General features: G+C 41.2%; 22 protein-coding genes and 2 pseudogenes. 18 read left to right on the top strand and 6 right to left on the bottom strand.

The window, feature by feature from the left end:
- Window positions 1-79: 79 nt before the first annotated feature.
- The 3 genes from ACEQ1T_RS09905 to ACEQ1T_RS09915 form a co-directional block, all read right to left on the bottom strand.
- Window positions 80-430 (bottom strand): hypothetical protein, encoded by a 351-nt coding sequence (locus ACEQ1T_RS09905; protein WP_009330660.1) that lies wholly within the window; start codon window positions 428-430, stop codon window positions 80-82.
- 64 nt (window positions 431-494) lie between these two features.
- Window positions 495-791 (bottom strand): hypothetical protein, encoded by a 297-nt coding sequence (locus tag ACEQ1T_RS09910; protein WP_206836600.1) that lies wholly within the window; start codon window positions 789-791, stop codon window positions 495-497.
- 43 nt (window positions 792-834) lie between these two features.
- On the bottom strand, window positions 835-1,209 hold the full coding sequence (locus ACEQ1T_RS09915) for a hypothetical protein (protein ID WP_206836603.1): 375 nt from the start codon (window positions 1,207-1,209) through the stop codon (window positions 835-837).
- 316 nt (window positions 1,210-1,525) lie between these two features.
- On the opposite strand from ACEQ1T_RS09915, the gene ACEQ1T_RS09920 reads away from it, so the two are divergent.
- The 6 genes and pseudogenes from ACEQ1T_RS09920 (at window position 1,526) to mutL (ending at window position 8,884) form a co-directional block, all read left to right on the top strand.
- Complete coding sequence (locus ACEQ1T_RS09920) at window positions 1,526-2,071, top strand: outer spore coat protein CotE (protein WP_206836605.1); 546 nt, start codon at window positions 1,526-1,528, stop codon at window positions 2,069-2,071.
- A gap of 163 nt (window positions 2,072-2,234) precedes the next feature.
- A pseudogene (locus ACEQ1T_RS09925) lies at window positions 2,235-2,546 on the top strand (VOC family protein); the annotation flags it as partial.
- Window positions 2,547-2,834: 288 nt separating this feature from the next.
- On the top strand, window positions 2,835-3,284 hold the full coding sequence (locus tag ACEQ1T_RS09930) for a VOC family protein (RefSeq protein ID WP_370222759.1): 450 nt from the start codon (window positions 2,835-2,837) through the stop codon (window positions 3,282-3,284).
- Between the two features lie 117 nt (window positions 3,285-3,401).
- Window positions 3,402-4,019: a PH domain-containing protein gene (locus ACEQ1T_RS09935; protein WP_113882021.1), complete on the top strand. Its 618-nt coding sequence runs from the start codon at window positions 3,402-3,404 to the stop codon at window positions 4,017-4,019.
- A gap of 323 nt (window positions 4,020-4,342) precedes the next feature.
- Window positions 4,343-6,943: a DNA mismatch repair protein MutS gene (mutS, locus tag ACEQ1T_RS09940; protein WP_370222708.1), complete on the top strand. Its 2,601-nt coding sequence runs from the start codon at window positions 4,343-4,345 to the stop codon at window positions 6,941-6,943.
- Between the two features lie 18 nt (window positions 6,944-6,961).
- A complete protein-coding gene (mutL, locus tag ACEQ1T_RS09945; protein ID WP_370222709.1) occupies window positions 6,962-8,884 on the top strand; it encodes a DNA mismatch repair endonuclease MutL in 1,923 nt (640 codons plus the stop codon).
- 254 nt (window positions 8,885-9,138) lie between these two features.
- On the opposite strand, the gene mreBH is transcribed toward mutL, so the two are convergent.
- Entirely contained in the window at window positions 9,139-10,146 is a 1,008-nt protein-coding gene (mreBH, locus tag ACEQ1T_RS09950; RefSeq protein WP_206836618.1) for a rod-share determining protein MreBH, read from the bottom strand.
- Window positions 10,147-10,421: 275 nt separating this feature from the next.
- Between mreBH and miaA the strand changes: the two genes are divergently transcribed.
- From miaA to ACEQ1T_RS09970, 4 genes are all read left to right on the top strand, one after another.
- Window positions 10,422-11,384 carry a tRNA (adenosine(37)-N6)-dimethylallyltransferase MiaA gene (gene miaA, locus ACEQ1T_RS09955; RefSeq protein ID WP_206836619.1) on the top strand — a complete coding sequence of 321 codons (963 nt, stop codon included), beginning with the start codon at window positions 10,422-10,424 and terminating at the stop codon, window positions 11,382-11,384.
- A 27-nt stretch (window positions 11,385-11,411) separates the two neighbouring features.
- Window positions 11,412-11,645, top strand: a complete 234-nt coding sequence (hfq, locus tag ACEQ1T_RS09960) for an RNA chaperone Hfq (protein ID WP_035330690.1) — start codon at window positions 11,412-11,414, stop codon at window positions 11,643-11,645.
- 420 nt (window positions 11,646-12,065) lie between these two features.
- Window positions 12,066-13,016, top strand: a complete 951-nt coding sequence (gene spoVK, locus ACEQ1T_RS09965; protein ID WP_206836624.1) for a stage V sporulation protein K — start codon at window positions 12,066-12,068, stop codon at window positions 13,014-13,016.
- A gap of 64 nt (window positions 13,017-13,080) precedes the next feature.
- On the top strand, window positions 13,081-13,314 hold the full coding sequence (locus ACEQ1T_RS09970; RefSeq protein ID WP_206836628.1) for a glutaredoxin family protein: 234 nt from the start codon (window positions 13,081-13,083) through the stop codon (window positions 13,312-13,314).
- Between the two features lie 66 nt (window positions 13,315-13,380).
- Here the strand turns inward: ACEQ1T_RS09970 and ACEQ1T_RS09975 are convergent, their stop codons facing one another.
- Window positions 13,381-13,995, bottom strand: a complete 615-nt coding sequence (locus ACEQ1T_RS09975) for a trimeric intracellular cation channel family protein (protein WP_206836631.1) — start codon at window positions 13,993-13,995, stop codon at window positions 13,381-13,383.
- A gap of 218 nt (window positions 13,996-14,213) precedes the next feature.
- Between ACEQ1T_RS09975 and hflX the strand changes: the two genes are divergently transcribed.
- The 8 genes and pseudogenes from hflX to ACEQ1T_RS10015 all read left to right on the top strand — a co-directional run bounded on the left by hflX (window position 14,214) and on the right by ACEQ1T_RS10015 (window position 22,273).
- Entirely contained in the window at window positions 14,214-15,488 is a 1,275-nt protein-coding gene (hflX, locus tag ACEQ1T_RS09980) for a GTPase HflX (protein ID WP_370222711.1), read from the top strand.
- Window positions 15,489-15,501: 13 nt separating this feature from the next.
- The gene (locus tag ACEQ1T_RS09985; protein ID WP_206836637.1) at window positions 15,502-16,773 is read left to right on the top strand and encodes a methionine gamma-lyase family protein; all 1,272 of its coding nucleotides are present in this window, start codon (window positions 15,502-15,504) and stop codon (window positions 16,771-16,773) included.
- Window positions 16,774-16,961: 188 nt separating this feature from the next.
- Window positions 16,962-17,369 carry a MerR family transcriptional regulator gene (locus tag ACEQ1T_RS09990; RefSeq protein ID WP_035330681.1) on the top strand — a complete coding sequence of 136 codons (408 nt, stop codon included), beginning with the start codon at window positions 16,962-16,964 and terminating at the stop codon, window positions 17,367-17,369.
- 103 nt (window positions 17,370-17,472) lie between these two features.
- On the top strand, window positions 17,473-18,807 hold the full coding sequence (gene glnA, locus ACEQ1T_RS09995) for a type I glutamate--ammonia ligase (protein WP_035330680.1): 1,335 nt from the start codon (window positions 17,473-17,475) through the stop codon (window positions 18,805-18,807).
- 474 nt (window positions 18,808-19,281) lie between these two features.
- A pseudogene (locus ACEQ1T_RS10000) lies at window positions 19,282-19,511 on the top strand (hypothetical protein).
- 47 nt (window positions 19,512-19,558) lie between these two features.
- On the top strand, window positions 19,559-20,050 hold the full coding sequence (locus tag ACEQ1T_RS10005) for a CBO0543 family protein (protein WP_206836640.1): 492 nt from the start codon (window positions 19,559-19,561) through the stop codon (window positions 20,048-20,050).
- Window positions 20,047-20,514, top strand: a complete 468-nt coding sequence (locus ACEQ1T_RS10010) for a CBO0543 family protein (protein ID WP_206836643.1) — start codon at window positions 20,047-20,049, stop codon at window positions 20,512-20,514. Before ACEQ1T_RS10005 ends, ACEQ1T_RS10010 begins: the two co-directional genes overlap by 4 nt.
- A 1,198-nt stretch (window positions 20,515-21,712) precedes the next feature.
- Window positions 21,713-22,273 (top strand): CBO0543 family protein, encoded by a 561-nt coding sequence (locus ACEQ1T_RS10015; protein ID WP_244671071.1) that lies wholly within the window; start codon window positions 21,713-21,715, stop codon window positions 22,271-22,273.
- 207 nt (window positions 22,274-22,480) lie between these two features.
- Here ACEQ1T_RS10015 and ACEQ1T_RS10020 read toward each other — a convergent pair whose 3' ends face one another.
- Entirely contained in the window at window positions 22,481-22,765 is a 285-nt protein-coding gene (locus tag ACEQ1T_RS10020) for a DUF4257 domain-containing protein (protein WP_009330566.1), read from the bottom strand.
- Between the last annotated feature and the right edge of the window lie 234 nt (window positions 22,766-22,999).

The following is a 22,999-nucleotide window of genomic DNA, read 5'->3' on the forward strand; positions in this document are numbered from 1 at the left end:
CACCAATAAGTGCAGGGTGTTTTTTACGTTCTATATTTAAGGGAGGAATTGGTATTGGCCATGGGTTGTGGGGGGCCTTTTATTGGTTTCGCAATAATTCTACTGCCTTTAAAAATTCTTTTCTGTACTCCTGCTGTTCGATGATTGCAGCATTTAACGTTGACAGCAGGGATTGATTCAGCATTTTAGTCCCTGCATCATCAGATTTTTTGTCCAAAAAGTTGAGGAGAAAAGTATATACAAGGAGCAATGTCGAGTAATTATCCACATATGTGAGATTGATAGCCCGTCCGCCCTTTCCGCCGGCAGCATGGTTATTGATAGACGGTATTCCGGCTTCTGCAGCCATATCAATAAACTCCTTTGGAATACCCAGCTGTTTGAGGACTTCCGGATCCAAATCCAACTTTTGCATATTTTGACTTAACATGGTACTCCCTCCCTTCTTTTTGGACATTTAAGACTCTGCATAGAAAAAATTGCTTTATCTTTAATTACGCTTTATTGCTTTGCTGCTGAGTTGTAGTGTTCACAGAAATGGCTGTGGAGTCTCCTCCATTTGCAATATTGTATTGAGCTGAAAGAATTGGAATGTTGATCAGTGCAGCGTTAATAGCAAAGCCTCCACCAGAAATCGGCAATTGGCCATTTAGGTTTGTTTGAGGTAGGTTTGCTTGTGCAGCGAAAGTAAAAGCTTCCGCTTCATTGCCGCTGTCTGCTCCATTTACTGCTCCGCCGCTCGGCAATACGCCATTGTCTTTTTCGTAATCGTCATTGCATCTTGATAGCATATTTTTCACCTCCTTCAATTGATTGAAGTGGCTGTTTTCTAGATTATGAGTCTTTCTTCATCATGTCTGAAAGATCCAGATCCAGAAGTTTTTTTCCGTTTACAGAAAGTTTCACCTGTTTATAATCCTCTGATGTTTCCACAACAGGCAGCAGATTTTTTAATGCAGGAATCATATTCCCGATCCCGGAGGAATTTTTTGTGAAGAGCCCTTCTAAGTTTTTCAACGGCTTAAGAGATTCCATAAGATTTCCTTTTAACTCTTCAGACTGAATTTTTTCTAATCCTTTTGTATAGAATTCGCCCAATGTTTCAGTAAACTTGGCTGCCATTTGTTCAGCATATTGTTTTGCTTCTTCTCCTGTCAGCTCTTTGCCATTGATTGAAACTTTATAGTTGGAGTTCTCCTTGTCTGCCATTCCTGTTCACCTCCTTATCGATAGTTTATTATATTGATTCATGAGCCAAGCTGTCTCCGCAGATGGAGCAGGACAAACGTGCATTTTTCAATCACATACCTATCAGTGAGTTTTAAGGCCTTACCATAGGCAGGCACTTTCCTTATTTATATAGAGAATTCTCCTGCTGGATTTGTTCAGACCGGAACATTCGCCCGCTCCCGGCATACTATAAATCATGCCAATACTTTTGCCTAACATTCATCAAAATTATCGCACACTAGTCTAATATCCCGCATAGGATGAATTGAAAATGAATGAGGAGGGTTCGCTCGCAATGGGAGATTACAGAGAGATTATAACGAAAGCGGTCGTTGCGAAAGGACGTAAATTCACACAGTCCAATCATACGATCTGCCCGTCACACCATCCGTCAAGCATACTTGGCTGCTGGATCATAAACCATACGTACGAGGCGAAAAAAGCTGGAAAAACAGTGGAAATCTGCGGCCATTATGACATTAACGTTTGGTACTCTTTCAACAACAATACAAAAACCGAAGTTGTTACCGAACGGGTTGAGTATAAAGATGTCATTAAATTGAAGTACCGTGATCCGGACTGTTTGGATGATCATGATGTCATCGCCCGTGTTCTGCAGCAGCCGAGCTGCTGTGAAGCAGTCATTTCTCCAAACGGCAACAAAATCATCGTCACTGTGGAAAGAGAGTTCATGGTCGAGGTGATCGGCGAAACAAAAGTTTGTGTAGCTGTTTACCCAGACAAGTGCGAATGCGATGATGACGATTGGGGACTTGATGTGGATGATGAAGAATTCGAGGATTTAAATCCAGATTTCTTGGTGGGAACTGAAGAAGAATAATGACAAACTAGGAGGTTTTGCTTCCTAGTTTTTCTTTTTATATTTTCATAATGGGAGCCATATTCCAGCGAATTATCGACTGTATCTTCAGCCTTTAGTCTGAATTCATCTGCAGAGTCTTTCCTTAGAATGGAGGTATAAGATGTAAAGGGGAGAGGCAAGGATGAAAATATTTCAATTGAATTTGAAGTGCAATGATTTAGACAGGATGAAAGAATTTTATACAGATGTGCTGGAAATGGAGCTGCTGATGGAGACTGAAAGTTATTTTACGATAATGGCCGGTTCAACAAAGATTCTTTTTGAGAAAGATGCAGCAATTCCATTTTATCATGTATGTTTCCGGACTAATACTGGACACTTTGATCATATGTATCAAAAATTAGGGGCTGAAAGCGTGCTGCTGGCAAATGAGAGTGGTGAGTACAGTATGTTTTGGAAAGGAAAGCAGGCCTATTTTATCGATCCGGACGGAAATATTATGGAGATGCTGGAGCGCCCATTGGATGGTGTAAAAAAGGAGGATATCCGCTGGCATGATGTTGGGGAAGTTGGCTTGCCTGTCAAAGATGTTTCCGCAATGGCGCGGGAATTAGATCAGTATTTGTACAATGAACAGATGGATTCCAGCGAGACGTTTGCTTTTTACGGAGACAGGAAAGGGGTTTTTGTGCTTGTGAAGGAAGGGCGTAACTGGTATCCAACTGAAAGGGCTTCCGTTATTTCTCCGATTAAAATATTTGCTTCGGGACCAGAGGATGCTATGTTTCAGCATCAGGAATATCCTTACGAAGTGATCGTGAGAAAGGAGTGGGAAGGGAGCATTCCAGCTGTGCAATTTCGCATTGCACGTCCCACAAACCAGCTTGATAAACTCATTTCCTTTTATGAAAAAGGACTGGGTCTGAAAAGAGTCGGCGAGTTTCGGAATCATGAAGGCTATGATGGCATTATGATTGGTCTGCCTGATAGCCAGTACCATCTTGAATTTACTCAATCCAGGGAAATAATGGAGCTTCCGAAGCCAACAAAGGAACATCTATTAGTCTTTTATGTTGGAGACCGCCTGGAGCGGGATAACATTGCCGAAAGGCTTGCAGCTATTGGGTATTTGGAAACAGATCCGGAAAATCCATATTGGGGCAGAGGCGGAGTGACGATAGAAGATCCTGATGGATGGCCGATTGTATTGATGAATACGCCAGGAATATGAAGCTTCCGGTTTGCCGGGAGCTTTTCCAATGTTAATTAAAAAATGAATAAGCCATCGTTTTCCTAAATATGTTAAAATAGCAAAGTAGTATAATGAATAATGAAAGGTTGAGGGTTTATGTTTAAAAAGGTTGCATCTGATGTGCTGGGATTAAGCGATGTGGGAAGCGTCATCCAGCCGGCTGATTATGACAAGGTTGATGCTGACGATTATGTCCTGCACGAAGATAATGAGAAAATTTATTTCCTGATCAAGTCCAAGTCGGATGAATACTGCTTTACGAATAAAGCGCTTATTCATCTGGATGGTACAAGTGCAGTCAGCAAAAAACGAACTCTAAAGCGCTACAGCTACCGTGAATACAGCATTTCCAATGTGATGCTGGAAACAGCTGGTACAGTTGATTTAGATGTAGAAATCAAATTCGTGATCGGATCCCAGGCTTTCTCTATTGACGTACATAAAAAGCATATCGAAGAATTGAAAGATTTATATAAAGCCCTGATCCGCATTTCCGAAATCTGCCGCGAAAATGAAGTGTCGATGGAGTATGCTGAAAAAAGCCTGAATTTGGCATCAAGCACTCTTGGTCGTTCAGTGTCCAGTCAGGACGCCAATGTAGTGGATAATTTCCGTGTATTGAATGAAACAGCCTTCAATTGGCTGATGAACAGCCGCAAGAAATATAATGTGAAAGATTTCGGTTATGTGTTTGAAAAATACATCAATAACTAAGAAATACTGGCAGCTCTCCATTTGGGGAGCTGCTGTTTTTCTAAAATAAGAAGTTTTAAGTTTTGAACTTCGATAACTGTCTAGATCCAGCGCATACCCCCTCGAGGTCACAAGCCAATCCTCCCAAAAAGGCAAAGAACGCCTTTCCGTGAGGATCATCTTGTGCTTGTCGGGGGTGGGCAAGGCGCTTCCGCTTTTCTAATCGCCAAATATTGCACGTCTGAGTCAGCCGATAATCTATGATATAATGAAAAAGACGTTTTTAGAGAAAATCTCTAAAACAGGATTATAAAATAATAGATTATGGATCGTTGGAGGAAGTTATGGCAGCAGCTTACACGCCTATGATACAGCAATACTTACGGGTAAAGGCAGAATATCAGGATGCCTTTTTATTTTTTCGCCTTGGCGATTTTTACGAAATGTTTTTTGATGATGCACTTAATGCATCACAGGAGCTTGAAATCACATTAACCAGCCGCGAGGGAGGTACGGAAGAAAGGATTCCCATGTGCGGGGTGCCGTATCATTCAGCACCGGTTTATATTGAACAATTGATTGAAAAAGGATACAAAGTCGCAATCTGCGAGCAAACAGAAGATCCGAAACAGGCAAAAGGAGTTGTGAAGCGGGAAGTCGTTCAGCTTATCACACCTGGAACAATGATGGAAGGCAAAGGCCTTCAGGAAAAAGAAAACAACTATATTGCATCGATTTCGGTCTTTGAAGATGAAACCTTTGGATTTGCCACCAATGATTTATCAACAGGTGAGACGAAGGTAACGATGTTAAGCAGCGGGTTTGATGAGGTCTTGAACGAGCTGTCTATGTCAGGTGCAAAGGAAGTAGTCATCTCTTCCGACTTTGATGGAGAATGGCAGAGGAGAATGAAAGAACGCTCCGTCATGGCGATTTCATTCGAGGATGATTGCGGAGTCCGGGACTCTTTCGAGGGACTTCTGGCTGGTTTAAATCAGGACAAGCTCAGGACAACTTCTTGCAGACTGATTAATTACCTGTACCGTACGCAAAAGAGGAGCCTGGATCACCTTCAAAAGGTGGCTACTTATCAGATTAATCAATACATGAAAATCGATTATTTTTCAAAAAAGAATCTTGAGCTGACAGAAACCATCCGCAGCAAAGGGAAGAAGGGCTCACTGTTATGGCTCTTGGATGAAACGAAGACTGCCATGGGAGGCCGCCTGTTAAAGCAATGGATCGACAGGCCGCTTATTGATGAACAGGAAATCAAGCGCCGCCATTCGCTGGTTGAAACGCTTATTCACTCTTTCTTTGAACGGGAAGAAATCCGGGAAAAGCTGAAGGAAGTCTATGATCTGGAACGCCTTGCAGGAAGAGTGGCATTTGGAAATGTAAATGCCCGCGACCTTGTACAGCTTAAGAAATCTCTTCAGCAGATACCTGTTTTAAAAGAAATGGTCTCAAATCTGCCGAATGAAGAAGCAGTGAGGCTTGCTGAGCGCCTGGATGCCTGTGAAGAAGTCACTGATACTTTGGAAAGCGCGATAATGGAAAATCCGCCGCTGTCTTTGAAGGATGGAAACATCATTCAGGACGGCTATCATGAAGAGCTGGATAAATACCGTGATGCCAGCCGCAACGGGAAAACCTGGATTGCCCAGCTTGAAAAGCAGGAACGTGAAAAAACAGGCATTAAATCATTAAAAATAGGTTTTAACCGTGTGTTTGGCTATTATATTGAAGTAACCCGCGCCAATCTGCATCTATTACAGGAAGGGCAATATGAGCGCAAACAGACCCTGACCAATGCCGAAAGATTTATTACGCCTGAATTAAAGGAAAAAGAGGCACTCATACTGGAAGCGCAGGAAAAGTGCGTGGAGCTGGAGTATGAATTATTTACTAATGTCCGCGAACATGTAAAAGAATTTATTCCGAGATTGCAAAAGCTTGCGAAAACAGTAAGTGAGCTGGATGTTCTTCAGTGCTTCGCTGCTGTCAGCGAGCAGAGGCATTATATAAAGCCAAACTTTTCAAATGAAAGACGGATTAATATTAAAGACGGCCGCCATCCAGTCGTTGAAAAAGTACTGAATGCACAGGAATATGTGCCGAATGACTGTTATATGGATGCCGACCGTGAAATGCTGCTAATTACAGGGCCGAATATGTCCGGTAAAAGTACGTATATGAGGCAAATCGCCCTAACGGCGATTTTAGCGCAAATCGGCTGCTATGTGCCTGCTTCTGAAGCCGTGCTGCCGATTTTCGACCAGGTATTTACGAGAATCGGAGCCGCCGATGACCTAATTTCCGGCCAGAGTACGTTCATGGTCGAGATGCTTGAAGCGAGAAATGCGATTGTGAATGCCACTCAAAACAGTTTGATACTATTCGATGAAATCGGGCGCGGAACATCCACCTATGATGGGATGGCATTGGCGCAGGCAATCATTGAATATATTCACAACCGGATTGGTGCGAAGACTTTATTTTCCACTCACTATCATGAATTGACGGTGCTTGAAGAAGAACTGCAAAAGGTGAAAAACATCCATGTCAGCGCAGTCGAGCAAAATGGACGGGTTGTGTTCCTTCATAAAATTAAGGAAGGAGCGGCAGATAAGAGTTACGGAATCCATGTTGCCCAGCTTGCAGAGCTTCCGAATGAACTGATTGTAAGGGCAAATGAAATATTAACGGGGCTGGAATCGAACGATCCTCATCCTGTGAAAAAAGAGAGTCCTGCCGCAGAAAAAATGGCAGAGCCTGCTGGCCAATTATCTTTTTTTGAGGAGCCTGAAAATGTGAAGAAACCTTCAATAGGCTCTAAAGAAAAAAAGATAATTGATAAAGTCAAAGCGCTCGATATCCTGGATATGACGCCAATGCAGGCATTAAATACATTATATGAATTGCACAGGAAATTGAAAAATTAGTAAACAGGGGGTGACGAGATGGGGAAAATCATTCAGCTGGATGATGCTCTTTCTAATAAAATCGCTGCCGGCGAGGTGGTGGAGCGGCCTGCATCAGTGGTAAAAGAATTAATGGAGAACTCGATTGATGCCGGTAGCACGATTATTGAAATCGAAGTGGAAGAAGCCGGCCTGGCTAAAATCCGTATCATCGATAATGGTGATGGCATTGAGGAAGATGATGTCCTGAATGCCTTTCATCGCCATGCTACCAGTAAAATTAAAGACGAAAATGACCTTTTCCGCATCCGCACTCTCGGATTCCGCGGCGAGGCATTGCCAAGTATTGCGTCTGTTTCCAGGATTGAGATGAAAACCTCAACCGGGGTTGCCGGCACACGGGTTGTCATCGAAGGCGGAAAAGTGGAAGTAATGGAAAAGGCGCCCGGCAGAAAAGGGACTGACCTGACCGTGACGGATTTATTTTTCAACACGCCGGCACGGCTTAAATATATGAAGACGATTCACACAGAGCTGGGCAATATTACAGATGTGGTTAACAGGCTGTCGCTCGCCCATCCTGAGGTCGCCATCCGCCTGATCCATAATGAGCGAAAGCTTCTGCAGACGAACGGAAACGGGGATGTCCGGCAGGTTCTTGCGGCTATTTATGGGCTCAATATTGTGAAAAAGATGGTTCGGATTGAAGCAAGCTCACTTGATTTTAAAATCAGCGGCTATGCCGCACTGCCTGAGATTACAAGGGCATCAAGAAACTATATTTCTACCATGATCAACGGCCGCTTTATCAAGAATTATTCGTTGGCCAAAGCCATTCAGGAGGGGTATCATACTCTGCTGCCAATTGGCCGCTACCCGATTGTGCTCCTGAACATTGAAATGGATCCGCTCCTTGTCGATGTGAATGTCCATCCGTCGAAAATGGAGGTACGCTTAAGCAAGGAAAATGAATTGAATGAGCTTGTATCAGGTGCCTTGAAGACAGCATTTAAAAAAGAGGAACTTATTCCTTCCGGATTTACACAGCCGAAAAGCATGAAACCTAAATCGGAACAGACTGCTCTTGATTTGGATCATCTGCCGGAGCATCGGGAGCATGTGCCTTCTTATGTGCGTGAAACAAGGGAGGAAGCTGTCCGGCAGTACCCGAATGGGAGAGTTCTGAAAAGCCCGCAAAGTCCTCCAGCTGAACTGCCAGCAGCAGAATCACCTGATGTGCAGAATACACCTTTCATGGATATTAGCACATCAGCAGAAGAAATGCCTGAAGCGGATCAGCATTTATTCCAGCCTGAAGAGCCGAGAGCTGCAGGACTGAAACAATTTTTTGCAGAGACTGCAACAGTGGAAGAGCCGTCCCGGGTGCCGCCGCTCTATCCGATCGGGCAAATGCATGGGACGTATATTTTTGCCCAAAATGACCGTGGCCTCTATATCATTGATCAGCATGCCGCGCAGGAGCGGATCAAGTACGAGTATTTCAGGGAGAAAGTAGGCCAGGTTGAAAGCGAATTGCAGGATATGCTCATACCGCTGACCTTTGAATACTCAACAGATGATTACATTAAAATTGATGAATACAAAGGCGAGCTTGAAAAAGTGGGGGTATTTCTGGAGCAATTCGGACATAACAGCTTTATTGTCCGTTCCCATCCGCAATGGCTGCCTAAAGGCGAGGAACAGGAAATCATCGAGGATATGATTGAACAGCTCTTAGCCATGAAGAGAGTCGATATTAAAAAGTTGCGTGAGGAAGCTGCCATTATGATGAGCTGTAAAGCTTCCATTAAAGCGAATCACCATCTCCGCAATGATGAAATCCAGGCGCTGCTTGATGAATTGCGGAGGTCTTCCGATCCGTTCACATGTCCGCATGGACGGCCGATCATTATTCATTACTCCACTTATGAGATGGAGAAAATGTTTAAGAGGGTAATGTAGAAAATTGGGACGCTGAACCTGAGTGGTTCGGCGTTTTTAATCTATAAACTATAATAATATTATGTAAACTAAAATAGGTTTTCGCTTAAAAGTACTATCTTTTCGCTCATAAATTTAGAAATTCGCTCATAAAGAATTCGAATCGCCGATAAAATCCAATTTTCGCTCATAAAAACGAAATACCGCTCAAAATGTCACTCTATTAAACAAAAAAAGCATCCATTCCGCAAAATGGGTGCTCTTAATCTATAACCTTATCTTACCAATGTATGCATCTTATCAATATATTTTAATGCAACCCCTGTTCCAACCGCTACTGATTCAAGTGGATTTGGAGCAAGGTGCACAGGCACTACAATTTCTTGGGATAGCCAATCCTGCATGCCATTAAGGAGAGCGCCGCCGCCGGATAAAATAACACCGCGGTCAACGATGTCACCGCTCAGTTCGGCAGGACTGTCTTCTAAAGTGGCACGGATAGCCTCCAGAATATGCAGGAGTGCTTCTCTCATTGCATCACGAATTTCATATGAAGACAATATAATTGTTTTTGGCAAACCAGTCACAAGGTCCCGGCCACGGACTTCCATTGTCATTTCTTCATGGTCGACTAATGCATAGCCTATTTCCATCTTAATTTTTTCAGCTGTTCTTTCCCCTATAAGGACATTGTATTCTTTGCGGACATGCTGAATAATGTCATCATCGAGTCTGTCACCGCCAATACGGATGGAATGGCAGGCAACAACGCCGCCAAATGAAATGATGGCGACTTCAGTTGAACCTCCGCCAATATCTACAACAACGTTCGCAACGGGCTCATCAACAGGCATGCCTGCACCTATTGCAGCTGCTACAGGTTCTTCAATAAGATGTACTTTTTTTGCCCCAGCATTTCGTACTGCGTCCTGAATAGCTCTTCTCTCTACAGAAGTAGAACCTGAAGGAGTACATACGACCACGTTAGGCTTTCTGATCGCGAATCCGACTTTTTTCGATGCTTTTCGCATAACCTGGCGAAGCATTTCAGTCGTCGTATCATAATCCGCGATAACCCCGTCTTTTAGCGGACGGATGGCAATGATACGGCCCGGTGTTTTCCCAATCATTTCTTTTGCTTCTTTACCAACAGCTAACACTTTTTTCGTTTCTGTATCAATTGCTACTACAGACGGTTCGTTTAAGATAATTCCTTTTGTTTTGCTGTATACAAGGATATTAGCAGTCCCTAAGTCAATTCCAATTTCAGATGTATTTATCATGAATTATTCACCCAATTTCAAATTTATATTGTCACGATATAACCTTCTAATAAATTAACATGATTTTGGGGGTTAGCCTTGATTTGTTATGGAATCGTTAATAAAATGTAATTTTATAAGAAAATTTTAGGAAAATTGTCGAATAGAACGGACAAAACTTGTTCATAATGCATAAATGTTCTGTTTTTGTAAAAAGAATGGTAAGATGATACCTGAAAAATTTTCCTGTCATATGGTAGGATAATAAATAGAATGGCAGTAAAGGCAGTGAACAGATGAGTGAGAAAGAAAAGCTGGCAGTGCTTATTGGCCCTACAGCAGTTGGAAAAACAAAATTAAGCATTCTGCTGGCGAAAAGATTTAATGCCGAGATCATCAGCGGAGATTCTATGCAAATATATAAAAGCATGGATATCGGCACAGCAAAAATTAAGGAAGAAGAGATGGAAGGAATTCCGCATCATCTAATCGACATCAAAAATCCTGAAGATCCCTTTTCTGCAGCTGAATTTCAGGAGCTGGTCCGAAGCAGAATCACAGAGATAACTTCAAGAGGCAAACTTCCCATGATCGTTGGAGGCACAGGATTGTATATTCAATCTGTTATTTATGATTACCAATTCTCTGATGCGCCTTCAGATGAAGAATTCAGAAAAACATTGGAGGAGCGCGACGAAAGGGAAGGGAAAGATGCCCTTTTTAAGGAGCTTTTGGCAATAGACCCTGAAAGTGCAGAAAAAATTCACCCCAATAACATTCGAAGAGTGATCAGGGCATTGGAAATTTACCATTGCACAGGGAAAACAATGTCTCAGTATCAGGAGAATCAGGATCCGGAACTTCTTTATGATACGGCACTGATTGGGTTGACCATGGATCGGGAAACCTTATATGAACGCATCAATCTCCGAGTTGAGATCATGATGAAGGAAGGCTTGCTTGAAGAGGTGAGATCACTATATGATCAGGGATTAAAGGATTGCCAGTCCATACAGGCTATCGGGTATAAAGAGCTGTATCAATACTTTAATGGACGTGTTTCTCTGGAGGATGCAGTAGGAAATCTGAAGCAAAATTCAAGAAGATATGCAAAAAGGCAGCTAACATGGTTTCGAAACAAGATGAATGTGGAATGGTTTGATATGTCCGATACAGCCGACCCTCATGAGTTTGAAAAAAAATTCGCTGAAATTTCTGCTCATATTGAAGGAAAGCTGAAAATAAAATCGAATACATAATGTTAGAGATAAAAGAGGAGGATTATAATGAAATCAGCAATCAATATTCAGGATCAGGTTCTTAACCAGCTACGCAAGGATAATACGAATTGTACCGTGTTCTTATTAAATGGATTCCAAATTAGAGGCTGTATTAAAGGCTTTGATAATTTTACTGTACTATTTGAATCAGAAGGAAAGCAGCAGCTTGTTTACAAGCATGCGATTTCAACATTCGTCCCCCAGCGCAATGTTCAGTTGGATTTAGAAAACCAGCAATAAAAGATAATAGAGTCAGCAAGAAAAGCCCGCTTTAAATGAAGCGGGCTATTTTCTTTTGCGGAGACCGATAAGAAAGACAAAAATATTTAATGAAATGGACGCCATCTGAATACATATAGGTATGGGAATTTATTGTTTCTATGTGGGCAAGCTGACTGCGGGCTCGTTTCCCTTGGCCATCATGAACGGTTTATTTACTCTTTGCCATACTGAAAGGGAGTATAGCCATAGCTGATGGAAGTTTCACCTTATTTCTCGGGAAACCGCATGAACCGACACTCCTGCATCATTGATTGCTGAAATGGACGGGAACTTGTCGTATTTTAGCCTAATAACCGTAATCTCGCGGATGCATATAGGCTTTTGTCACAACGATTACTTCTATGCGTATACTGTGCTAAGAATGTGAGGTGATAGCTTTTGGACCAGCCGATTCGCCTGAAGAATAACGGACAGATCAGCATCGTGCTCAATTCACAAAAGCGAAAAACATACACAAAAGAGCTTCCCGAATCCCAAGCGGCTCCAAAAGCCATTCCGGCTGAGCATACAGCTCTGAAAGAAATTGAAGAAGAACTTGGCGCTCTTGTGGGAATGGAAGAGATGAAGAAAATGATCAAGGAGATCTATGCCTGGATTTATGTGAATAAAAAGCGGGAAGAAGCCGGTCTCAAAGCTGGAAAGCAAGCATTGCATATGATGTTCAAAGGAAATCCCGGCACAGGTAAAACAACAGTTGCCCGATTAATAGGCAAGCTTTTTCAAAAAATGAATGTGCTGTCAAAAGGCCATCTGATTGAAGCAGAGCGGGCCGATCTTGTCGGTGAATACATTGGTCATACAGCCCAAAAGACAAGGGATTTGGTGAAAAAAGCAATAGGCGGGATCCTGTTCATCGACGAAGCATACTCTTTAGGCAGAGGCGGAGAAAAAGACTTCGGCAAGGAAGCCATTGACACCCTCGTCAAGCATATGGAAGATCGCCAGCATGAATTTATTCTGATTCTGGCGGGCTACTCAAGAGAAATGAATCATTTCCTGACACTGAATCCAGGTCTTCATTCCCGATTCCCCCTGGTTGTTGACTTTCCTGACTACTCGATTGAACAGCTGATGGAAATCGGGGAGCGGATGCTGAAGGAACGGGAGTATACCTTAAGCCACGAATCCGAAAGAAAGCTAAGGGAACACTTACACTATGTAAAAAATAATCTCAGCCCGAACAGCTTTTCGAACGGGCGCTACATCCGAAATATTATAGAAAAATCAATCCGGACTCAGGCCATGCGCCTGTTAATGCAAAACAGCTATGACAAACATGATCTGATGACCATCAGAAGCAATGATTTGGTGTTTGAAGAAGCTGATTAAGGGGATATTGTAAAAAAAGACAGTGTCAAAAAAGCATTGTTTTTTATTGAAGGAGGAATATAAAATGAACAATATTACAGTTTATACAACAAATACTTGCCCTTACTGTACAATGGTGAAGAATTTTCTGGATGAGAAAGGGCTGGAGTATATAGAGGTTAATGTGCAGAATGATCAGAGAGAGGCACAAAAATTGGTTGCAACAACCGGACAAATGGGAGTTCCGCAGATCAATGTGAATGGCAAATGGGTCATTGGCTTTGATCCAAATACAATTATGGCGAATGTGAAGCAATAATATAGGAGGCCTGCTCATGGATTGAGCAGGTCTTTTTAATATAGTTCGACAAATAAAAGCACCAGCTTAAGCCGATGCTTTTGTCCCAAGCCTCTTAACCGGAAGCTTCCAATTATATGTGTATGATAAAACCCGCAAAGCAGTAATAATGATAAACAAAGTGTATAACTCAAACGGAGCTGAGGCGATTCCGAGTCCGACTGCGAAACCGCAAAGGATAGCCCAGACCGCATAGATTTCAGACCGCAATACAAGCGGTTTTCTCCTTGCCAGAAGGTCACGGATGATGCCCCCGCCGCTTCCTGTCAATACAGCAGCCACAATTACAGCGCTTAAAGGATGATTCATTTCAGTTGCGTATAGTGCTCCTTGGATAGCAAAGGCGGATAATCCGATTGCGTCAGTGAAATTACCCCACTTTTGCCAATGCTTGAGCAGATTGTTAGGGAACAGCATTACTGCTGTGATGGATAAAAGGGCAATCTGAAAAAATAAACCCTGTTCCCAAAGGGCAGAGACAGGAACACCTATTAGCAGGTTTCGGATGGCCCCGCCGCCAAAAGCGGTAACAATACCCAGAATATAAACACCTAAAATATCATATTCTTCTTCCATGGCCACAATTGCTCCGCTCACAGCGAAAGCAACAGTGCCGATCATACTTAAAACTTCCCATGTCATATGCCATTTCTCCTCTTGATGCAAATCTATAAATATATTTTTATTTAAGTTAGTAAAACGTAAATTCTTTCCAAACAATATGATTTTAACACGGGAAATAAGAAATACAACCATTTTTTTATTCATTTATTATGGGCGGTGCAAAAGCCTATGAATAGCGGTAAAAATTAGTATTTGAATATGTTTTTTGTTATGATGTTATCAATTAAAATAAGCATATGAAAGAGGGATGCTGGTTGGAACATAAGCCAGATTATGAAAAAGTCATTCTTGTCGGCTGCCATACTGATGAAGATGACCAGCGGTTTGAATATTCAATGGAAGAATTGGAGTCGCTGACTGAAACGGCAAACGGAAAAGTTTTAGCTTCGATTACTCAAAAAAGGGAACGGGTTCATCCGTCTACATATATAGGAAAAGGGAAAGTGGAGGAACTGGCTGCGCTTCAGGAAGATATGGAAGCAGATATTATCATTTTTAACGATGAGCTTTCACCAAGCCAGGTTCGCAACCTATCTGCAGATTTGGATGCACGGATAATTGACCGCACACAGCTGATTTTAGATATCTTTGCGCAGAGGGCGCGCTCTAAAGAAGGGAAGCTGCAGGTCGAATTGGCACAGCTGCAGTATTTGCTGCCGCGCCTGTCAGGCCAGGGTGTCCAGCTTTCAAGGCTTGGAGGGGGAATCGGCACAAGGGGACCGGGTGAGACCAAGCTTGAATCAGACCGCCGCCATATCCGCCGCCGAATTGATGATATTAAGACCCAGCTTTCTGTCATTGTGCAGCACCGTGACAGATACCGTGAACGAAGAAAGAAAAATAAAGCATTCCAAATAGCGCTTGTCGGCTATACAAATGCAGGGAAATCCACTATTTTTAATAGATTGTCGGAAGCGGATTCCTATGAAGAAAACCAGCTGTTTGCCACACTTGACCCGATGACCCGCAAGCTGATATTGCCAAGCGGATTTATCACACTTGTGACAGATACAGTCGGATTTATTCAGGATTTGCCGACTACGCTCATTGCAGCCTTCCGTTCCACTCTGGAAGAAGTAAAGGAAGCAGATCTTCTTCTTCATGTAGTCGATATGTCCAATCCGGATTATTACCAGCATGAGCAGACAGTCAATAAACTGATAGAAGATTTGGAAAATGATAAAATACCGCAGCTTACGGTATATAATAAGAGAGATTTAAGGCATCCTGATTTTGTCCCGACCGCCAGAACAGAAACGATTCAGATCAGTGCCTTTGATGAAGATGACCGCAATGAACTGAAACGGAAAATCGAGCAGATGATCCTGGGAATGATGAAGCATTACCATGTGGAGGTGCCTTCGACAGAGGGAAAACTGCTGTCACAGCTCAAGAACGAAACCATCCTGAGGGAATTGACTTTCAATGAAGATAAAGAGCTCTATGTTTGCAAGGGCTATTACCTCGAAGACCATCAGATTTCAGGGCCTTTAATGAAATATACCGTATAGTTAGGAGAACATCATGTTTCAACAGTTATCAAAAGGAGAAAAGCTCCAGCCGATAGTAAAAGAAGTGGAGCAGCAAATTTCAGAGGTATTAAAGAGTATTGATGAGCGGATTGATGAGAATCAATTCCGTGTATTAAAGAGCTTTCAAAATTTCAAAGTCAGCGATTCGCATTTCATTCCTTCAACCGGATATGGATACGATGATATCGGCAGGGATACATTGGAGGAAATATATGCTGAAGTTTTCGGCGGGGAAGCAGGATTGGTCCGCTCTCAGATTATATCAGGGACGCATGCCATTTCCATTGCACTCTTTGGCGTATTGCGGCCGGGTGATGAATTGCTGTACATCACCGGAAAACCATATGACACACTGGAAGAAGTTGTTGGAATCCGGGGAACTGGAAACGGTTCGCTGAAAGAGTTCGGGATTGGATACAATAGCATCCCGCTGAATGAAGATGGAAGCATTGATTATCCTGCAGTTGAAAAAGCAATTAAACCGAATACGAAAATGATTGGCATACAGCGTTCTAAGGGATACGCAACAAGACCATCATTCACAATCGAACAAATAGAAGAAATGATTCAGTTCGTAAAAGAAATTAAGCCGGATGCGATTGTTTTTGTTGATAATTGCTATGGAGAGTTTGTTGAAGACCGAGAGCCTTGCCATGTTGGGGCAGACTTGATGGCCGGGTCGCTTATTAAGAATCCCGGCGGGGGAATTGCCAAGACAGGCGGTTATATTGTCGGGAAGAAGGAATGGGTCGAAGCTTGTTCCTTCCGTATGACTTCACCGGGAATTGGTGCAGAAGCAGGTGCGTCCCTTTACAGCCTTCAGGAAATGTATCAGGGCTTTTTCCTGGCTCCACATGTTGTCGGTCAGGCTTTGAAAGGGGCTGTTTTTACAGCAGCACTGCTTGAACGGCTTGGAATGAACTCCAATCCAAAGTGGGACAGTAAAAGAACCGATTTAATCCAATCTGTTCAATTTGATGATAAAGAAAAAATGGTGGCTTTTTGCCAGGCGATTCAATTTGCATCTCCTGTTAATTCCCATGTAACTGCCTACCCTGCTTATATGCCAGGATATGAAGACGATGTTATCATGGCAGCGGGTACTTTTATTCAGGGTGCAAGCATTGAACTGACAGCTGATGGCCCCATCAGGCCGCCTTATGTTGCTTATGTTCAAGGCGGGCTGACTTATTCCCATGTGAAAATGGCTGTATGCATCGCGCTGAACCAATTGCTGGAAAAAGGTTTAGTCCAAATAAATTAGGTGAATATTAAGAAGGACAGCTACATAGTTAGTTGTCCTTTTCTGTTTCTTTATTGAGATTTATATGAAAATATGAAAGGTAAAATTTTTTTGAAAAAATCATGTTATAAAAGCTAACATATTGTTGACAGATAATCTGACATTACATATAATAAACTCAAGAAGTAATTGAAAAGGGGGAGAAATAGTTGACTGGAAGCGAAATTCGACGTTCCATGCCGCTTTTCCCAATTGGTACTGTCATGCAGCTGACTGACCTGACCGCCAGGCAGATTCGCTACTATGAAGAGCACCAATTAATTTCTCCAGCTAGAACTGACGGAAATAGAAGGCTTTTTTCCTTAAACGACATCGATGTCCTTCTGGAAATTAAAGATTTGATTGATCAAGGCGTGAACATGGCTGGGATCAAGCAGCTATTTTTCGTAAAAGAACAGCAAGCGATAACTGAAAACATGAATAAGCAAGCAGAAAAAGCGAGACGCGATCTATCAGATGAAGAAATCCGGAAACTCCTTCGCAAGGAAATAGTGCAGGCGGGCCGATTTAATCGTTCATCATTGCGTCAGGGCAACATGCATCGCTTTTTTCATTAAAAAAAGCCGTTATTAAGCTCGTTGATATTGTCTTGGATTTCTGAGCGCACATTAACAGAGCAAAAAATAAATCACTCATGTAAATTTAAGGGAGGAACTACCAGTGGCAAAGTTTACTAAAGAAGATATTAAGCGAATTGCAGAAGAGGAAAATGTAAAATTCGTCCGTTTACAGTTTACGGATATTCTTGGAACTATCAAGAACGTGGAAATTCCGATCAGCCAGCTTGAAAAAGCCCTTGATAACAAAATGATGTTTGATGGATCTTCAATCGAAGGCTTTGTACGTATTGAAGAATCAGATATGAACCTTTATCCTGACCTTGATACCTGGGTGGTATTCCCTTGGACAGCTGAAAAAGGGAAAGTTGCACGCCTTATCTGTGATATCTACAATCCGGATGGAACTCCATTCCTCGGTGATCCCCGCAGCAACTTAAGACGAATCTTACAAGAAATGGAAGAGTTGGGATACTCTGATTTCAACTTAGGACCTGAGCCGGAATTCTTCTTATTCAAGCTTGACCAGGCTGGTGAGCCGACTCTTGAATTGAACGATAATGGCGGATACTTCGACCTTGCGCCAACTGATCTTGGAGAAAACTGCCGCCGCGATATCGTGCTTGAGCTTGAAGAAATGGGCTTTGAAATTGAAGCATCCCACCATGAGGTTGCACCTGGACAGCATGAAATCGACTTCAAATATGCAGATGCATTAACAGCTTGTGACCAAATCCAGACGTTCAAGCTTGTTGTTAAAACAATTGCCCGCAAGCACGGCCTGCACGCGACATTCATGCCAAAACCGCTGTTCGGTGTTAACGGATCAGGTATGCACTGTAACGTTTCCTTATTCAAGGATGGCAAAAATGCATTCTTCAACGAAACTGGTGATCTTCAATTAAGTGAAGATGCACGTCACTTTATCGCAGGCATCATCAACCATGCGACAGCATTTACTGCAGTAACAAATCCAATCGTTAACTCTTATAAGCGTTTGGTGCCTGGTTATGAAGCACCTTGCTATGTTGCATGGTCTGCTCAAAACCGTTCACCGCTTATCCGTATTCCGGCTTCCCGCGGTGTAAGTACACGTGTTGAAGTAAGAAGTGTAGACCCTGCTGCAAACCCATACCTTGCAATGGCTGTACTTCTAAAAGCTGGACTTGACGGAATCAAGAACAAATTGACTCCTCCGGCACCAGTAGACCGCAACATCTATGTAATGAACAAGCAGGAACGTGAAGAAGAAGGCATCAAGGATCTTCCGGCTACATTGGCTGCTGCACTTGATGAGCTTAAGAAAGATGAAGTCATCGTGTCCGCTCTTGGTGAACATATCTTTGAACACTTCATTGAAGCGAAGGAAATTGAGTGGGATATGTTCCGTACGCAAGTGCATCCATGGGAGCGCGAGCAGTACTTGAGCATGTATTAAAAAGTAAACCCCTTGACACCATTGGTGTTGAGGGGTTTTTATTTTCGGGCAAAAATTGTAATGTGGCTTTAGTTTTTGCTTTGCCCTAAAAATGCCCGATTTTAAAGCAAAAAATTAATTCAAGGACATTTTTCATGTTTTCCTCGAATATACTCATTCTTTCAGTTTCAATCTTTTTACTAATATGCGAATAAACATCTGAAGTTATTTGAATACTTCCATGAACCAATCTCTCTGGGATGTATTTCATGTCTGCCCCTGCTTCTAACTGGAGAACCACATGAGTGTGTCTTAATGAGTGAATTGGTAAAGAGGGGAGATCACAGTTCTTTAGGATCCTAAAAAATGATTTAAATAAGGCCAATAAAGCCAAACAGAAAAGGCCGTTGGGCAAATCTCTTGCCCGCCGTCGCAAAGAAGGGTGCCAGGGATTGGAGAAATATTTTCGTTAAAGCATTATTCCTCCAATACTGGATGAGTGATACAAATAAATACAATGAAAGTGCTAAGCGTAAGAAGATTCAACTGGTTGTTCACCATATCAAGGAGCTTGAGCATCATCAAGAGTTTGTACTTGATGAAAATAACCTAGAGAGTGTTGTTTGTGTCGTTTGCCATAACATAGAACATGGACGAGACTTCAGGAATATAAGAAGCCAAACAAATGGCAGCATGATGAAAAGTGGTGGTATCGATTTATTTAATTATGTGAACAAATAGTATTAAATGGTTTCGATGAAAGGTGACTTAAATGAATCTTGAAAGATGGATTATATTGGGGATATTAATACTAAGTATCATGTGTCTCAAGATACTAGTACCGAGAGAAAAGGTTAGAGATGCGTGGGTTATCTTTTTTTTTCTACAAGTCATTACATGGCCAGCCGGTTTAATAGCAGTAGAAATGGGTTGGATTGAATATCCGATTCAATTGTATCCTAAGGCAAATTTATATAATAGGACTAGTTTTTCTTTTGAGTTCTTCTTATTCCCGGTAGTCGCCATTATTTTTAGTTTGTATTTTCCAAGGAATAAAAAATGGTTTGGCTCACTATTGTATTATGTTTTCTTTGCTGGATTTTTTACCTTCTTAGAAGTTGTATTAGAATCAAATACTGAACTGGTTGAGTATCATAAATGGAAATGGTATTGGACACTGGTAACAGTAATGATTTCTCTCTATATAAACGATAAATTTTATCGATGGTTTTCTAAAAGATTAATTTTGGTGGAGTTAAAATGAACAGAGAAGTTCTTATTTTAATATGTTCGTGGATTTTATCATTGTACTTGCTGTTTAGATATATTCCAATCGAAAGTAAAAGGTTAGCGTGGATAACCTTTATATTTGTTCAAGCAATAACATGGATACATGAATATATACAATTGGTATTTGGATTGGTTGAGTTTCCGTATAGAGAATTTAATAAAGCAACAAATATGAGCTTTTCATTACATTATATAGTTTATCCTGCAATTGCCGTGTTTTTTATACTTTTTTATCCAAATGAAAAAGGGACAAGAAGAACATTTTTGTACTACTTACTATTTTCAATGGGGATAACAACTTATTCTTATCTTCTCGAAAAATTTAGTTCATTGTATCACTATATTCACTGGAACTGGTTCATTGGTTTAATTACCAACGTGATTATTCTTTATCTTGTAAAGATATATATATTTTGGTTTAAAAAAGGTCTGGTGTAACCAGTTGTAATATCTAGGCTCCCCCAGGTCAAGAAATTTGGACTTTTTTTCAAAATGGGACACTGGGGAGATGGAACCTATTTTCCAGATTTATGAGCAATCATTAAATTTCTGGAGAAACATGTTTTAAGTCATGACGATTTTTTATCTCTGTATGTTCTTCCGTCAGAGTAATAATGCCAAACTTGTATAAAAGTAAACCTCTTGACACCATTGATGTTAAGAGGTCTATTTTTTGGACAAAAAAGATTTAGTTTTAGTTCTTGGCCGTCGTTGTAAAAAAGTTTTTCAGGACCATACAGTTAAGGCTTAGAGAATATTGTTGTTTAGTTCTGTTTTTTGACGAATATTAAAACAAGGCAGCGGGTGTTAATTGATAAAAAAGAATTATGAGTCAGGTAAATTGCAATAGACCGGCGGGCATAGGGATGAAAAAGATTAACATAATGAATATGGATATGACTAGTAATGTGACTAAACAGTATTGAGTCCAGCGTTTTCCGTTTTCTAATGATTTTCCATAAAGCCAAAGACCGGGCATGACAGTAATCATGCCAACTTGAGCTGCTATTCAATGCCAAAATAGATTTATATCAGCCGGTATAAAGCCAGAAACAATATTACCTAAAGCTAAGATAAGAATGAAAATTGTCGCTAGCCGGTTTAATCTTGTCTTCTCAAGGTTTTGTGAAAGGTGCAAAATACCAAATGAAAAGGTTAATCTGTTAATAATAAACAATACATTCATCCAGAAATGGTAAGGAGAACAAATCTCATGAGGTGCAATTGAATAGGTGTATTCCCTGCAAGAGGTAACGCCAAGGTCGCTCATTGCAAATGTTCTAAAAAACTGTACGGAGCTGTAGAAGTCAAAATGAAGATTGGTTCCATAAAAAAATACAAGCAAGTAGCAAACCAATATAAAATACCGAGCCATTTTGATATGCTCAGACGACTCACCATTTACAAAAGTGTTATACATGAATTATAAATCCAAAAAATGTTAAGAGGGATAGTCTTGGAGACTATATTTGAATAGGGCTAGAGGTTGATACAGGTGATATTGAAAATATTTTTAATAAACACAAGATAGAATTAGTTAATTACGTGATAAAGGGACCGAATAAGAATAAAAGATATAAAATTTGAAATATTAAGGATTAGACGCGAAGCAAGGAATGTAAAAGGTGGGTGAATCATGACATTCCAGGAAGGATTAATTCAACTTGATAAGGCGAATAAGATTATTACAGAAGCAAATAAATTGATTACCGAGGTGAATTTAAACACTTTCTTATTTACTTTAAGTTGGTGGGTAGCCTTAGCTATGTTACTTGTTCCTTGGGTTTTGTGGGCAATTTTTCGGAAAAAGGAGAGTTCAGCCCGGCTGTTATTTGCCGCTTTTATAACGATGATAATCTCTACAACCATTGATGGATTAGGTGTTGACTTTGGAAAATGGTCCTATCCCATTAAGGTTATTCCAATACCAACGATCAGCTACTCATTTCGATATGGAACTGTTCCAGTGGCTATAATGTTATTAATTCAATTTAAACCAAATATGAATGCGATAGTTAAGGCTGTATTATTCGGTGGGTTTGGTGCTTATGTAGGAATGCCTATTATGGCAATGCTGCACTTGTATAAAAAAATCGACTGGGCCTATACTTATTCCTTTTTTATATTAGTTTCACTTTATTTAATTGCCCATTGGTTCAGCAGAAGGAGCAGTTTTGAAAAAATAGTCGAAAAATAAAAAAGGCAGGATTTCTCCCAGCAGGTGGTGTGTTTTTTCACGTATGCGAGTGCATTCTTGGGAGGGCGGGCAGTACATGTTCTCGTACTAAGAAAATTTGAAATTCCCTGGCCACTTTAGCCGGGGAGTATTTTTAAAAAGGCAAATACAAAAACCCCGTTTACAGATGAACGAGGTTTTAACTAATTCGTATTTCTCTGCATCTCTCTATTCTTTATGTCTGATCTTTAAGAAATCGAGACATGTCAGCAGTGCATCTCCTCCAAACCCTGCAATCACCGCCAGGAGAACTACCTTTAAGGCAGAGTCAGGATCTGAAGATACGACCAAAAAAACAGCCGCTAAAGCCCCCATGATTACTTCTTCAAAGACCCCCAGATAGATGAACTTTTTTGTCCTTCTGGGTTTGACCATTTTGCCTTCTTTCCGAATATGTCCAACGACACCAACCAGCCCACCAATCAACAAAGCGAAGGTAATGTTCAAAAACATTTTTTCTTCACACTCCTAAAGTCGAGATTTTGGACAAGCGACCTTAGGTTGATTCTCGGTGTATTACCATTATATAGAAAGTGGCTATAAATTAATATGCATAAAAATACCGAATTTTCAGAACAATAAAATAGTCATACTTGACTGTAACTTTATGCCAAAAGAAAAAGTATCCGTTACTTTCGTATGATTTCGCTAATAGCATCAGGTAATAGGAACTGATAACCTTCTTAA

Origin of the sequence: Cytobacillus sp. (assembly GCF_964223445.1) — a bacterium.
In the GTDB taxonomy this organism is placed as follows: domain Bacteria; phylum Bacillota; class Bacilli; order Bacillales; family Cytobacillaceae; genus Cytobacillus.

Coding starts and splice junctions, on each gene's coding strand:
- mutL (WP_370222709.1), top strand. CDS start 6,962: ATGGGGAAAATCATTCAGCTGGATGATGCTCTTTCTAATAAAATCGCT.
- miaA (WP_206836619.1), top strand. CDS start 10,422: ATGAGTGAGAAAGAAAAGCTGGCAGTGCTTATTGGCCCTACAGCAGTT.
- ACEQ1T_RS10020 (WP_009330566.1), bottom strand. CDS start 22,765: ATGTTTTTGAACATTACCTTCGCTTTGTTGATTGGTGGGCTGGTTGGT.
- ACEQ1T_RS09905 (WP_009330660.1), bottom strand. CDS start 430: ATGTTAAGTCAAAATATGCAAAAGTTGGATTTGGATCCGGAAGTCCTC.
- ACEQ1T_RS10005 (WP_206836640.1), top strand. CDS start 19,559: ATGAATCTTGAAAGATGGATTATATTGGGGATATTAATACTAAGTATC.
- ACEQ1T_RS10015 (WP_244671071.1), top strand. CDS start 21,713: ATGACATTCCAGGAAGGATTAATTCAACTTGATAAGGCGAATAAGATT.
- ACEQ1T_RS09930 (WP_370222759.1), top strand. CDS start 2,835: ATGTTTCAGCATCAGGAATATCCTTACGAAGTGATCGTGAGAAAGGAG.
- ACEQ1T_RS09970 (WP_206836628.1), top strand. CDS start 13,081: ATGAACAATATTACAGTTTATACAACAAATACTTGCCCTTACTGTACA.
- hflX (WP_370222711.1), top strand. CDS start 14,214: ATGAAAGAGGGATGCTGGTTGGAACATAAGCCAGATTATGAAAAAGTC.
- ACEQ1T_RS09985 (WP_206836637.1), top strand. CDS start 15,502: ATGTTTCAACAGTTATCAAAAGGAGAAAAGCTCCAGCCGATAGTAAAA.
- mutS (WP_370222708.1), top strand. CDS start 4,343: ATGGCAGCAGCTTACACGCCTATGATACAGCAATACTTACGGGTAAAG.
- ACEQ1T_RS09975 (WP_206836631.1), bottom strand. CDS start 13,995: ATGACATGGGAAGTTTTAAGTATGATCGGCACTGTTGCTTTCGCTGTG.
- hfq (WP_035330690.1), top strand. CDS start 11,412: ATGAAATCAGCAATCAATATTCAGGATCAGGTTCTTAACCAGCTACGC.
- ACEQ1T_RS10010 (WP_206836643.1), top strand. CDS start 20,047: ATGAACAGAGAAGTTCTTATTTTAATATGTTCGTGGATTTTATCATTG.
- ACEQ1T_RS09935 (WP_113882021.1), top strand. CDS start 3,402: ATGTTTAAAAAGGTTGCATCTGATGTGCTGGGATTAAGCGATGTGGGA.
- ACEQ1T_RS09920 (WP_206836605.1), top strand. CDS start 1,526: ATGGGAGATTACAGAGAGATTATAACGAAAGCGGTCGTTGCGAAAGGA.
- ACEQ1T_RS09915 (WP_206836603.1), bottom strand. CDS start 1,209: ATGGCAGACAAGGAGAACTCCAACTATAAAGTTTCAATCAATGGCAAA.
- ACEQ1T_RS09910 (WP_206836600.1), bottom strand. CDS start 791: ATGCTATCAAGATGCAATGACGATTACGAAAAAGACAATGGCGTATTG.
- mreBH (WP_206836618.1), bottom strand. CDS start 10,146: ATGATAAATACATCTGAAATTGGAATTGACTTAGGGACTGCTAATATC.